Here is a 12,555-nt window from a genome sequence, read left to right on the forward strand (position 1 = left end):
GAACCAATCCAACAAAAAAGCTTGGAATGGTTCGGAAACATGCCCGTTTTCTATGGTTACAGCGCGCTGCGCGGCACTCAGACAACAGTAAACGGCAGTGCCAACAACTACGCCTTCGCCCCCTCCGGCACATGGCGCTACACTGGCGACACCACCTATTTCGTCGTGAACGAGAATGACGGCGCCACGAACTTCAACGGCGACGGCGCCAACAATGAAACGGTGCAGAACCAGGAACGGATCGGCCAGATCGGCGAGCAGACCGTCACCATCGACGGCGTCGACCGGCAGGTGATCTGGGATTACACCTTCACTGTCACCGACGGGACGACAACATGGCAGGTCGCCGTCATCGACGTGGACCTGAACAACGACAATGACCTGAACGACGGCGCAGATGCCGGTGCGACGGACGAAGACGGCTATTTCCTGATCTTCCCCGATGGCTTTCCGCCCGTTGACACGGACCTGACCATTGGCGGCATCACGGACAACGGCGAACTGGTGGCTCACAGCACCCTCGGGGCCACTGTCGTATGCTTTGCCTCCGGCATGCTGATCGACACGCCTTACGGCCCGCGCGCCATCGAAACGCTGGCTGCGGGCGATCTGGTCCTGACCGCAGAGAGTGGCCCCGAACCCATCCGCTGGACCGGTCACACAACGGTTGTCGCCTCAGGCGACCTCGCCCCCATCGTGATCACCGCTGGCACGCTCGGCAATGATCACGACCTGATCGTGTCTCCTCAACACGCCATCCTTCTGAACGACTGGCGGGCCGAACTGCTTTACGGTCAGGACGAAGTGCTGGTGCGGGCCAAGGACCTGCTGTGCATGGACGGTGTCTACCGCAAGTCAGGCGGGCTTGTGACCTACCACCACATCCTGTTGGACCGGCACAACGTTGTGCAATCGCATGGGATCTGGAGCGAAACGCTCTACCCCGGATCGGTTGCCATGGGGGCAGTCGGTGATCCCGCGCGGGACGAAATCGAACGGCTCTTCCCCGATCTGACCGCCTACGGCCCGATGTGCGCCCCCTGCCTCAGAGGGTACGAGGCGCAGCTTCTGGCGGCCTAAAGCGCGACCCCGCGCCGCCCCGCCAAGTCACAGAAATACTGCCACGCCACCCGGCCCGAGCGAGACCCGCGCGTGGCCTGCCATTCAATGGCCTCGGCCCAGAGCGTGTCGTCGTCAATCTCGACCCCATAGGCCGCGCAATATCCCCGGATCATGCCCAGATACTGGTCCTGATCGCATGCGTGAAAGCCCAGCCACAGCCCGAACCTGTCGGACAGCGAGACCTTCTCCTCGACCGCCTCGGACGGGTTGATGGCACTGCCCCGCTCATTCTCGATCATGTCGCGGGGCATCAGGTGCCGCCGGTTCGACGTGGCATAGAGGATCACGTTGTCTGGCCGACCTTCAATCCCGCCATCCAGCACAGCCTTGAGAGACTTATAGTGCTGATCATCGTGGCTAAAGCTCAGGTCATCGCAGAACAGGATGAACCGTGCCTCCGGCGCCTCGCGCAGCACGGAGAGCAACCGACCGACTGACGGCAGGTCTTCACGGTGCAGTTCCACGATCTTCAGCGCCTTATGTTCAACTTCAAGTGCGCCGTGTATCGCTTTGACAAGGCTGGACTTCCCCATCCCACGTGCGCCCCAAAGCAGAGCGTTGTTCGCAGGCAGTCCCTTCGCGAACTGACGGGTATTTGCCAGCAGCGTGTCGCGCGACCGGTCCACGCCCAGCAGCAAATCAAGCGGGACACGGCTCACCAACGGCACAGGCTCCAACCGGTCGGGCCCGGTCTGCCAGACAAAGGCGGAGGCCGCCGAAAAATCAGGGGCCTCCAGCGGCGCGGGCGACATACGCTCCAACGCCGCCGCAATGCGGTCCAAAGGGTCGTTGATCACTTGGCGTCACCCCCGGGCAGATCGCCCAGATCGTCTTCGTCGTCGTAGTACCCTTCGGCGCGCAGCTTTGCCTCACGCTTGTTCTCCACCCGGCGCACCAGCCAGATCGACACCTCGTAGAGCCCGTAAACGACGGTGAACAGGATCAACTGCGTGATGACATCAGGCGGCGTAACAACAGCGGCCAACACAAGAATGCCCACCATCGCGTATTTGCGTACATTGGCGAGGCCCTCTGCGCTTACCAGCCCCGCCTTGCCCATCAGGGTCAGCAACACCGGAAGCTGAAAGCACAACCCAAAAGCCATGATGAATTTCAGAGTGATATCAAGGCTTTCGTTCACCTTACCAAAGAAGGTAATCGTCGGCCCCTCACTTGCCTCCGGCGTAATGACAGCACCATCAGGCAAAGTCTCCGGCTCGCCAAACACAATCGCCAGCACCGACGACACATCGGCAAAGCCCAGAAAAAACGCCATCGCCAGCGGCGTCACCACGAACTGCGCAAAGCTCGCGCCCAGCAGGAACATCACGGGCGACGCAATCAGGAACGGCAGAAAAGCGTTCTTCTCCTGCCGGTACAGCCCCGGCGCCACGAAGCGCCACATCTGGAAGCCAATGACAGGAAACGCCAGCGCAAAGCCAAACACCATCGAGATGCGGAACAGCGTGAACAGATACTCCTGCGGAGACGTGTATTGCAGTGTGGGGGACGGATCGCCCAGGTCGCGCAGCGTCTCGACAATCGGCTCCATCAGGAAGTTCAGCACGTGAACAGCGATGAACTCGCCCTGGATAGGGATAAAGAACACCGTGATCGCGATGATGAACGCGATCACCGACCGGATCAGCCGCGTGCGCAGCTCGGCCAGGTGTTCGATCAGCGGTGCCGTGCTGTCGTCTAACTCTTCAGTCTGGCTCATCTAGCTCTCTTTCGGGGCCGCAGGGGCCTGGGCTTCCAACTCTTCCGCCTTGGCCAGCGCATCGGCGGCCTCCTTGGCCTTGCGCTCAGCCTGCGCACGCGCGGTTGCCGCCTGAATTTTCCGTGCATTCTCAGCGCGTTCAGCCTTTTCGGCCGCCAGCTTGCCCGTCTCACTCTCAGGGTCGAGGTTGGTCAGCGACGACGTCATGTCTTTCGTCGCATCCTTCACGCCGTCCATCGCGCTCTTGACCGGGTTAGCTGCGGTATTGATGGTGCGCTGAATATCCTTCACGCCCGCCTCATCCGCCGCCTGGTTCATGGCCGTGGAAAACTCGCGCGCCATGCCACGGGCCTTGCCCACAAAGCGGCCCACATTGCGGAACACCACGGGCAACTCCTTGGGGCCAATGACGATCAGCGCCACGATCCCGATGATCAGCAGCTCGGCCAGGCCAAGGTCAAACATGGGCGTTACACCTTGTCTTTGTCGGCCTCGGGGGTCACGTCCTTGGCCTCTTCCGCCTTGGCCGCTTCCAGCTCTTCTTTGCCCTCGTTGATGCCTTTCTTGAAGCTGGTGATGCCCTTGCCGACCTCACCCATCAGGCTCGAAATTTTGCCCCGGCCAAACAGCACCAGCACCACAACAGCGATCAGCAGCAGGCCCGGAAGTCCGATATTTCCAATTCCCATTGGTCTCTCCCATGTCTCTGGCGACGGAGTGCCGCCTGTCGCACTCTGTTCTATGGACGTGCTGCGGCTGCGAAAAGGGCAACGCGCCCCAACACGATCACGAGGTCGGGACTTTTTCAGAAAAATTCCGATGGCCCCCACCCAACTGACAGGTTAATGTCAGTAGCGCCTTGCCATACCCACCCCATCGCAACCCGATGGAGATTGAAACCATGACCACAACCGCAGAAATCGTCACCTTCCGCCTCTTGCCCGGCTCCGACCCGCACGCCTTTGCCAAGGCCGCCGCGGATATGGAGCCGTTCCTGCAGGAAACCGGCGGCATGATCAGCCGCCACCTCAGCGTAGATGATGACGGCCTCTGGACCGACCACATCCTCTGGACCTCGCTGGAGGCGGCAAAGAAGGCAGCGGCACAGATCATGCAACACCCTGCCGCCGAACCATTCGTCAAGATGATCGACGGGCCGAGCGCAAACATGCGCCACGCCACCGTGCACATGCAAAAAGGGTAGAATGCGCCGCACCGACCGCCTCTTTGACATCATCCAGATCCTGCGCGACGGCAAATTGCACAAAGCGCAGGACATCGCGGAGGTGTGCGAGGTGTCGGTGCGCACCATCTACCGCGACATGGACACGCTGGTCGCCTCCGGCGTGCCTGTCCAGGGCGAGCGCGGCGTGGGCTACATGATCACCGAGGCGATCAGCCTGCCCCCCCTCACCCTCACGACCGAGGAACTGGAAGCGCTCAACCTCGGGATGGCCATCGTGGCCGAAGCCGCCGACGACACGCTCAAATCCGCCGCCCGCACGCTGGCGGACAAGATCGACGCGGTGCTGCCCGAACGCACCGTGGCCGAGGCGGACAAGTGGAAATTCGCGGTCTACCCCTTTGCCGACGCCGTGCGCGGCTTTGCCCAGATGCCCACCCTGCGCGCCGCCATCCGGGCCAAGCAAAAGCTGCAGCTCACCTACCATTCCAAGGGCGACCGCATCACCACCCGCACCATCCGCCCCCTCCACATGGAATACTGGGGCCGCGTCTGGACGCTCACCTCATGGTGCGAGTTGCGCGATGATTTCCGCGTCTTCCGCGTTGACCTGATCCAAAGCGCCGAGGCCCTGCCCGAGATGTTCGTGGACGAACCGGGCAAGCGCCTGTCGGACTACGATCCGAACCTCTGACCTCGCGTAAGGAACCGCACGGTTCACAAAGCTGTCAGGCCGGGTGGCAGCCCGCCCAACCGCCTGCTAACCCTCACGAAACCCCCGAACTGAAAGGCCCGCCATGACCCCTGCCGCCCTCGTCGCTTTGTTCGTCGTTCTGATCGGCGCCAGCGTGCTCGCCGCCCCCCGCCGCGCCACGGTCGAGGGGTTCTATGCCGGTCACACCGCCGGACAGGCACCGGGCCTCTGGGTGCTGGTGCTCAGCCAGGTCACCACATGGATCTTCGCCCGGTCGCTGATGAACGCCGCCATCCTCGGCTACTTCTACGGTATCGCGGGCACACTGGCTTACGCCGCCTACTACGGCAGTTTCCTCACCGGCGGCTTCATCGTCGCGCGCCTGCGTGCCCAAGGGGCCGGATCGGTGCAGGACTGGCTGTCGAACCACTTCGGCGCAACCGGCACCACGGCCTACAATCTCGTCATCGCGCTGCGCCTGCTGTCAGAGGTCTTCGCCAACCTCCTCGTCGTCGGCCTGATCGCCAGCGCGGTGATCGAGGGCAGCGGCACGGCCGCCATCCTCATCGTCGCCATCGTCGGCCTCGCCTATTCCGCCTGGGGCGGGCTCAGCGCCGCCCTGCGCACCGACGTCGTGCAAATGCTGGTCTTCCTCGCCGTCTTTGGCGTCGCTTTTGTCTTCCTCATCCTCAGCCCCGGCTTTTCGCTCGGCGCCGTCCTCACAGCCCCCGGAACCTCCGGTGCATGGAACGGCTGGGTCCTGCTGGCGGTCGCAGCGCTCCAGGTATTCTCCTACCCCGCTCACGACCCGGTGATGATGGACCGCGGCTTCATCGCGGACGAGGACACCACGCGCCGCTCCTTCCTCCACGCCTTCTGGCTCTCGGTCCTCTGCATCATCGGCTTCGGCTTCTTCGGCATCCAGGCCAGCCTGATCGGCGCCGAATACGAGGGCGAGTTGATCACTACGTGGGCGGGCATGTTCCCAACATGGGTCTTCGCCCTCCTGATGCTGTCACTGCTGGTCTCCGCCCTCTCCACGCTCGATTCCGCCCTCTCGTCGTCGGCCCGACTGGTGGTCGAAGAACTGGCGCTGGCACCCCGCACCCTCATGGGCGGACGAGCCGTCATGCTGGTCTTCATGGTACTCGGCACAATCCTCACCCTCTGGGGCAACGCCACGCTCTTCGACGCCGTCGCTGTCAGTGGCACAGCGTCCATGTTCCTCGCCCCCGTCCTGATCGTCGGGCTGGTCATGGGCCGCAGCATCCCCACATGGTCCTACCTCGCAGCTTTCGCCGCCGCCATGCTGGGCGCGCTGGCATATTTCGGACGCGCATGGCCCACATTCGCCGCCATCCTCCCCGAAGGGCACAAATACGAACAGCTCCTCATCATCTGCGTGTTCGTTCTTGTCGCAGGCTTTGCCGCAGTGCTTGCGGGCGCCCGCCGGGCCTGATACCTCCCGACTGTTTTGATCGGGAATGGGGACGCCGTGACAACGCCTCGGCTGGAAATTCGCAACCTTGTGCGCAGCTTTGGTGGCAGGCGCGTGGTCGACGGCGTCAGCCTGTCGATCCTGCCGGGCCAGGTGACATGTCTGCTGGGCCCGTCGGGATGCGGCAAATCCACCACCCTGCGCATGATCGCTGGGGTCGAGATGCAGGACACCGGCGAAATCTACGTCGACGGATCGCTCATCTGCGACACCCGCTTCCGCGTCCCCCCCGAACGGCGCGAAATCGGGCTGATGTTCCAGGACTTCGCCCTGTTCCCCCACCTCAGTGTCGAGGGCAACATCGCCTACGGCCTCACAGGCAGCCGCGACGAAAAACGCGCCCGGGTCGAGGAAATGCTCGACCGTGTCCGCATGTCCCGCTTCATCGACATGTTCCCGCACCAGCTCTCGGGCGGCGAACAGCAACGCATCGCGCTTGCCCGCGCCCTTGCCCCGCGCCCCCGCATCATGCTGATGGACGAACCCTTTTCGGGCCTCGACAACCGCCTGCGCGACGGCATCCGCGATGAAACCCTCGCCATCCTAAAGGAAGAGGACACCGCCGTCCTGCTCGTCACCCACGAGCCCGAGGAAGCGATGCGCATGGCCGATGAAATCGCCCTCATGCGCGACGGCCAGATCGTGCAGCAAGGCGCGCCCTACAACGTCTACACGCGGCCCGTCGACCGCGCCTCCGTCGCCTTCTTCTCCGACGCCAACCGCTTCGGCGCTGTGGTCGATGGCGCGCTCGCCGTCACCCCCTTCGGCCCCTTCCTCGCCCCCGGCGTGGCCGACGGCACACTCGTGGACATCGTCTTCCGCCCCCAGCACGTCAAAATCGACTTCGACCGCGCAGGCGTCGGCCCCGCCCCCACGGCGACCGAGGGCACCGCCGCCCGCGCCCAAGTCGTGCGCGCACGCTTCATGGGAAATGAAAGCCTCGTGGAATTCCGCCTCGACGACAGCGGCGCGCTGATCAAATGCACTGTCCCCGGCGTCTTCCTGCCCCAGCCGCAAACGGTGATGTGGCTGCGCGTACGCCGCGACAAATGCTATGTGTTCCCCAGACAGGAGGTCGCGGAATGAGCGGACCGATGATCGTTGAATTTGGCCTCGGCACCTCGCTCCGCCGTGGCAGCTATACGGAGGCCGCGGCCCGCGCCGTCCGCGCAGCACTCTGGCGCAACTCGATCAACCTCGCCGAATATATGGGCGTCGGCAAAGAGGATATGGTGATCGACGTCCATATCGGCTGCGCCCGCCCGGACCTCGTGGACACCTCAGTGCTGGCCGAGGTCTTCCCCTACGGCGAGACGTCTTTCACCGTAACCGAAGGCGGCCTCGACGTCGCCCGCCCCGAAGGCAGCGGCAACTCAACAGTGATGGCCCAGGCCGCGCTGATCGTGTCGGTGGAGGTGCCAAATGCCTGAACAACGGCTCATCATCGAAATGGCCCAAGGCGTGGACCTGCATGGGCGCGACGACACCAAGGCCGCGCGCCGCGCCGTCGAACAGGCGCTCCAAGGGGCGTCCCTGCCGATCGTCGGCACGCTCGACGTGGATCGGAACACGATGCGCGTGGTTGTTCACGTCGCAACCCCACGGCCCGAGAACGTGGACACGCACGCCATCGCAGCCCTCCTGCCCTACGGCACGGTTGAGGTCATCGCTGAAAAAGGCGGCCTCGACGTCCCGGTTGCAGGCGATGTAGCCCTCATGGCCGTGGCAGCAATCGAAGTCTTCCTACCGACGCGCACGGACTAAAGGGTCGGCGGGTGGGCGCCTTTTGCGCACAAGCGCAAAACAGAGCACCCGCCCGACCTCACACAATCTCGAACGACGCCTCCGCGCGGTCCACACCGTTCACCTGCACAACCAGCCCATGCGTACCGGGATGCAGCTCAAACGTCGTCGCATTGGCCTTCAGCTTGTGCACCTTCTTCAGCACCAGCGGCTTGCCCGGCTTCACCTCCGCCACCTTCAGCTTGAACACCTTCTCACCGCTCTTCCCGTTCGGGCGGGCAAAACGGATGCGATAATCCACCAGCACCGGCAACGCCGCCTCCGCGTCAAGCGTCACCGAAAACTCCAGCGCATCACCCAAAGCGACCTTCGGCGTGGCAATGTCCAATGACACACCCACCGGCGCATCCCCGCGATACCCCAGCATCGCCATAGCCCCCGAATGCCCATCCTTCACCAACGTGCGTAAAGCGTGACGCTGCATCCACGCCCGCTCCTTGGCGTCCTGCGAACCGTCCTTCTCCCACGCGTCCAACCGGCCCAGCACCGCGTCAGGCTCCGTCTTCGCCACGTCATTGAGGTGATTGGCCACCGACCGCGTCACAAACCGCGTCCCATCCGCCTGCAGCCGGTCCAGCAAGGGCAAGGTCTGGTCCAGCGTCAATTCCACCTTCCGCGCCCAGGGCAACTTGGGCCGCGTGCCCTCGCTCACCAGCCGCCGCACGTGGTAATTTTCGTCCCCCGCCCAAGCCTCCAGCCGGGCAAGTGTCTGCTCCGGCCACCGGTTCAGAAACGCACGGATGTAAAACTCCATCGAAAACCGCTGCGTCGCTTCGTAGATCAGGTCAAGCGCCCGATCCCAATGCGCCTCTAGCCCATGCCGCACAGCCAACACGCCCGGCACCGCATGGATAAACCGACCAAAATCATCATCGCACAGGGTCGGATCCAACCGCTGCGGCATTGCCGCCTCCAACTGGTCCGCCATGGTCGGAAAATCAGACGCCAGATGCGGCTCCAGACAATCGGCAAACCAGTCCAGACATTCCATCAAGGACCGCTCGGCAATCCCCGACAGCGCCGCCGCGTGAAACGCATCCCGGTCAAACCCCGGAACGCCCGCCGCAAACTCATCCGCCAGATCGCCAAGGCTCTCCGCATTAAAGAGCTGATCTTTCAAAGAAAACGTCGGCTGCGCCTTGGCCATGCTCTTATCCTTAACCGACCGCTGTCTACAGACAGAGGCTTACACAGCGCCACTGACAGCCTTTGGCATCAGTCGCGCCTATATGGTCGCAACGGTTGCCCCGCCATCCACCAGCAGGTTTTGCCCCACAATAAATCCGGCATGCTGCGAACATAGGAACGCACACGCCGCGCCGAACTCTTCCCGCGTCCCATATCGACCCGCTGGGATCGTCGCTGCACGCTGCGCCCGCGCCTCCTCCAACGTGATCCCCTTGGCCTTCATCACACCGCCATCAAGCGCATCAGCCCTGTCGGTGGCATGAATGCCCGGCAATAGATTGTTGATGGTGACACCCTTATTTGCCACCTGACGCGAGGTGCCAGCGACGTAACCCGTCAAGCCCGCACGCGCCGAGTTGGACAGACCCAAAACGGGAATGGGCGCCTTGACCGATTGCGAGGTGATGTTGACCACCCGGCCCCAGCCGCGATCCATCATGCCGGGCACCAGCGCCTTGATCAGCGCAATCGGGGCCAGCATGTTGGCATCAAGCGCCGCAATGAAATCATCCCGGTCCCAGTCATGCCACATGCCCGGAGGCGGACCACCTGCATTGTTCACGAGGATGTCCGCGTCACCTGCGGCCTCGATCAGCGCGGCCTGACCCTCAGCCGTCGTCACATCCGCCGCCACCGTCGCAACCTCGACCCCATGCGCCGCGCGAATGGCCTCGGCCGACGCGTCCAGCGCCTCAACCCCGCGCGCATTCATCACCAGATGCACACCCGCTTCGGCCAACGCCTCGGCGCAGCCCAGACCCAAACCCTTTGACGATGCACAAATAACCGCCCGCTTACCCGCGATTCCCAGATCCATGAACGCTCTCCCATTCGCTTGTGATGCCAAGAGGTAACGCCACCTGCACCAATGCGCCAGCAAAAGGCCGGACCGTTGACCGATACCGGTCACAATTCTACGTTAAAAGACATAGACGTTTCATCAGGCCTCCTCATGCAACACAGCAATTTCACGCCCGCGCAAAGCGTGCCTGTCTACCGGGCGGCCAGCTTTGTGGTCAGCCAGGGGGCCAACCTGGGCGACGCGCTGGCCTGTGCTGACGAGCTGATGCTTGACGATGTCTATACCCTGTCGGCCCGCGCCCACCCCTTGCGGCTGTCCCTGCACGCCAGCGACACAGCGCACATGATCGTGGGCAACGGCAGTGAATGCGGCGTTCCGGGGGCGGCGATCCACCTCGACTGCGCTCTGACACTCATGTCGCCCGACGGACAGATCACCGACGCCATCGTGCTGGTCGAAGTCGATGACGAGGCGCATATCGCCAACATCTACCTCCTGCCGCTTGCCGGGCTCAGACCGCGCACCCCCTACAACCTCGTCGGCATCGACCGGACCGAGGCGCGGACGAAGTTTGCCCACCTCGCCTGCGCGCGCTTCACGCGCGGCACCCACATCACCATGGCCTCCGGCGCCCAGAAACCCATCGAAGAGCTTGCGGTCGGTGACCGTATCCTGACCCGCAATGACGGCGTGCAAGAGGTGCGATGGGTCGGCCAGTCCACGGTGCGGGCCACGGGCGACTTCGCCCCGATCTGTATCCGCGCGGGCACCCTGAACAACGACCGCGACCTGATCGTTTCGCCCGATCACCGGCTCTTCATCTACCAGCGCAAGGATCGTCTTGGCGCGGGGCGCTCTGAACTCCTGGTCAAGGCGCGGCACCTCGTGAACGGCGACAGCGTAACGGTGCAGGATGGCGGCTTTGTCGACTATTTCGAACTGCTCTTCGACACGCACCAGATCATCTATGCCGAAGGGATCGCCGCCGAATCCATGCTGATCGACACCCGCACCAAACCGGCCCTGCCGGACGAGGTGTCGGCCCGGCTCACGGCGCACACGGACACCGGGCTGTCTGGCCTTGATGTGACCGAAAACCTGCTGGACCGCCCCGACGCGGCTGAGCTGCTGCGCCGCGCCTCAACCCGCTGAAAAACGGACCCGTTTGACGCAGATCAACCCGCGCTGACCGCCCGTGCTCCATACCGGATTCACCTATCTGGAACGGAGACTTCGATGACCAAGCTGACCTCGATCCTGGTTGCCACCGATCTGTCCACGCGCTCGGACAGGGCCGTGCGCCGCGCCGCCCATATCGCTCGTGCGCACGGCGCGGCGCTGACGGTGCTTACGGTGATGGACGACGCCATGCCAGCCGAGGTGATCGACACGCTCCACGCCAAGACACGCGCAGCGCTTGAACGGTTTGTGGGCTCGGTCTGTGTCGGCGTCAATGTCACGATCAAGGCAGAGCCGGGCGATCCCACGACAGACATCCTGCACGCCTGTGCAGGCGGCATCGATTTGCTTGTTATGGGCACGCACCGCGTGCGCCCGTTCCTCGACCTGTTGCGGGAAACAACGATGCAGCGCATCGTGCGGCATACGGCGACGCCCGTGCTGCTGGTCACGGACCGGGCGGACCATCACTATGTCAACGTCATCGCCGCCTGCGACTTCTCTCCGGCCAGCAGCGGCGCGATCCGTATGGCCCACGCCATCGCAGACGAGGCCAAGATCCACCCCGTCCACGCCCTGAACGTGCCCTATGCGGGCCGCCTCTCGCGCACGCAAGCCGCAGGCGACGCGATCGAGGCCTCCTTCCGCAAAGAGGCAGAGGCGTCGGCGCGCAGCTGGCTTGCCTCCGAAACGCTGCCCACCGCACACATGTCCGACATCGAAATCCTGCCCGGATCTCCGCTGCCGATCCTGCGCAGCAAGGTCGAACTGGGTGACATCGACCTCGTCGCCGTCGGCGCACATGGACGGGTCGGGTCGGCTCGCAGCCTGCTCGGATCGCTGGCCACGGACCTGATGCGCGACCCGCCCTGTGATGTGCTGATCGCGCGGCCTTAAAGGCGCTTAGGCGCCGTAGAAAAACTCCTCGCGGGTGATCTTACCATCCGCGACGTGATAGACGGCCACCTCGTTCATGTCGGTGACCTCGCCCGTCTCCTTGTTCTTGGCCTTCACGGCGAAGGTCACGGCAAAACGGTCTTCGCCATGGGGAAAGGGATCGGACACACTGGCGTCCATCACCTCGAACATACCCTCCCACCAGGCATGTTTGCCCCGGATCCCCTCCAGGCCATGGGTCTCGCGCCCCTGCCCCATATCCATGGCCTCGACCGACACGGCATCCGGCGCATAGAGCTTCTCCAGGTTCTCGGCCTCACGACCCTCGCGGCAACCGGCAACCAGTTCCTTGGCAACATCGTTCAGTGACATGGGGTATCCTTTCGTTGGGTGATGGCGACACCTTAAGTCCGGCCGCTGCCAGTTTTTGACAGCAGACCCCGGATGCACCACAGCGGTGCATACTCTG

General features: G+C 63.5%; 16 protein-coding genes. 9 read left to right on the forward strand and 7 right to left on the reverse strand.

The window, feature by feature from the left end; genetic code table 11:
* The first annotated feature begins 39 nt into the window (after window positions 1-39).
* Window positions 40-1,080 carry a Hint domain-containing protein gene (locus tag FD715_RS04690; RefSeq protein ID WP_147105962.1) on the forward strand — a complete coding sequence of 347 codons (1,041 nt, stop codon included), beginning with the start codon at window positions 40-42 and terminating at the stop codon, window positions 1,078-1,080.
* Here the strand turns inward: FD715_RS04690 and FD715_RS04695 are convergent.
* Genes FD715_RS04695 through FD715_RS04710 form a run of 4 tightly spaced genes read right to left on the reverse strand, consistent with a single transcriptional unit; the run spans window position 1,077 to window position 3,531 of the window.
* A complete protein-coding gene (locus tag FD715_RS04695) occupies window positions 1,077-1,919 on the reverse strand; it encodes an ATP-binding protein (protein WP_147105965.1) in 843 nt (280 codons plus the stop codon). The two genes, FD715_RS04690 and FD715_RS04695, sit on opposite strands and share 4 nt — an antisense overlap.
* Window positions 1,916-2,842 carry a twin-arginine translocase subunit TatC gene (locus FD715_RS04700; protein WP_147105968.1) on the reverse strand — a complete coding sequence of 309 codons (927 nt, stop codon included), beginning with the start codon at window positions 2,840-2,842 and terminating at the stop codon, window positions 1,916-1,918. Before FD715_RS04700 ends, FD715_RS04695 begins: the two co-directional genes overlap by 4 nt.
* Window positions 2,843-3,307, reverse strand: a complete 465-nt coding sequence (gene tatB / locus FD715_RS04705) for a Sec-independent protein translocase protein TatB (protein ID WP_147105971.1) — start codon at window positions 3,305-3,307, stop codon at window positions 2,843-2,845.
* A gap of 5 nt (window positions 3,308-3,312) precedes the next feature.
* The gene (locus FD715_RS04710; protein ID WP_039686391.1) at window positions 3,313-3,531 is read right to left on the reverse strand and encodes a twin-arginine translocase TatA/TatE family subunit; all 219 of its coding nucleotides are present in this window, start codon (window positions 3,529-3,531) and stop codon (window positions 3,313-3,315) included.
* 212 nt (window positions 3,532-3,743) lie between these two features.
* Here FD715_RS04710 and FD715_RS04715 point away from each other — a divergent pair, with 212 nt between their 5' ends.
* The 6 genes from FD715_RS04715 (at window position 3,744) to FD715_RS04740 (ending at window position 7,981) form a co-directional block, all read left to right on the forward strand.
* On the forward strand, window positions 3,744-4,046 hold the full coding sequence (locus FD715_RS04715; RefSeq protein ID WP_223274735.1) for an antibiotic biosynthesis monooxygenase: 303 nt from the start codon (window positions 3,744-3,746) through the stop codon (window positions 4,044-4,046).
* Between the two features lies 1 nt (window position 4,047).
* On the forward strand, window positions 4,048-4,719 hold the full coding sequence (locus FD715_RS04720; protein WP_147105979.1) for a YafY family protein: 672 nt from the start codon (window positions 4,048-4,050) through the stop codon (window positions 4,717-4,719).
* Window positions 4,720-4,822: 103 nt separating this feature from the next.
* The gene (locus tag FD715_RS04725) at window positions 4,823-6,178 is read left to right on the forward strand and encodes a sodium:proline symporter (protein WP_147105982.1); all 1,356 of its coding nucleotides are present in this window, start codon (window positions 4,823-4,825) and stop codon (window positions 6,176-6,178) included.
* Window positions 6,179-6,214: 36 nt separating this feature from the next.
* Window positions 6,215-7,303, forward strand: a complete 1,089-nt coding sequence (locus FD715_RS04730) for an ABC transporter ATP-binding protein (RefSeq protein ID WP_147105984.1) — start codon at window positions 6,215-6,217, stop codon at window positions 7,301-7,303.
* A complete protein-coding gene (locus FD715_RS04735) occupies window positions 7,300-7,647 on the forward strand; it encodes a Lin0512 family protein (RefSeq protein WP_223274736.1) in 348 nt (115 codons plus the stop codon). The genes FD715_RS04730 and FD715_RS04735 overlap by 4 nt, the downstream gene beginning before the upstream one ends.
* A complete protein-coding gene (locus tag FD715_RS04740; protein WP_147105987.1) occupies window positions 7,640-7,981 on the forward strand; it encodes a Lin0512 family protein in 342 nt (113 codons plus the stop codon). The genes FD715_RS04735 and FD715_RS04740 overlap by 8 nt, the downstream gene beginning before the upstream one ends.
* A 58-nt stretch (window positions 7,982-8,039) precedes the next feature.
* On the opposite strand, the gene FD715_RS04745 is transcribed toward FD715_RS04740, so the two are convergent.
* A complete protein-coding gene (locus tag FD715_RS04745) occupies window positions 8,040-9,167 on the reverse strand; it encodes a DNA alkylation repair protein (protein WP_147105990.1) in 1,128 nt (375 codons plus the stop codon).
* A 78-nt stretch (window positions 9,168-9,245) separates the two neighbouring features.
* Entirely contained in the window at window positions 9,246-10,025 is a 780-nt protein-coding gene (locus FD715_RS04750; protein WP_147105993.1) for an SDR family oxidoreductase, read from the reverse strand.
* 135 nt (window positions 10,026-10,160) lie between these two features.
* Here FD715_RS04750 and FD715_RS04755 point away from each other — a divergent pair, with 135 nt between their 5' ends.
* Window positions 10,161-11,162: a Hint domain-containing protein gene (locus FD715_RS04755; protein WP_147105996.1), complete on the forward strand. Its 1,002-nt coding sequence runs from the start codon at window positions 10,161-10,163 to the stop codon at window positions 11,160-11,162.
* Between the two features lie 84 nt (window positions 11,163-11,246).
* The gene (locus tag FD715_RS04760) at window positions 11,247-12,086 is read left to right on the forward strand and encodes a universal stress protein (RefSeq protein ID WP_147105999.1); all 840 of its coding nucleotides are present in this window, start codon (window positions 11,247-11,249) and stop codon (window positions 12,084-12,086) included.
* 6 nt (window positions 12,087-12,092) lie between these two features.
* On the opposite strand, the gene FD715_RS04765 is transcribed toward FD715_RS04760, so the two are convergent.
* The gene (locus FD715_RS04765) at window positions 12,093-12,458 is read right to left on the reverse strand and encodes a nuclear transport factor 2 family protein (protein ID WP_147106001.1); all 366 of its coding nucleotides are present in this window, start codon (window positions 12,456-12,458) and stop codon (window positions 12,093-12,095) included.
* Between the last annotated feature and the right edge of the window lie 97 nt (window positions 12,459-12,555).

The sequence above is a fragment of the Tateyamaria sp. syn59 genome (genome assembly GCF_007995245.1).
Taxonomy (GTDB): domain Bacteria; phylum Pseudomonadota; class Alphaproteobacteria; order Rhodobacterales; family Rhodobacteraceae; genus Tateyamaria.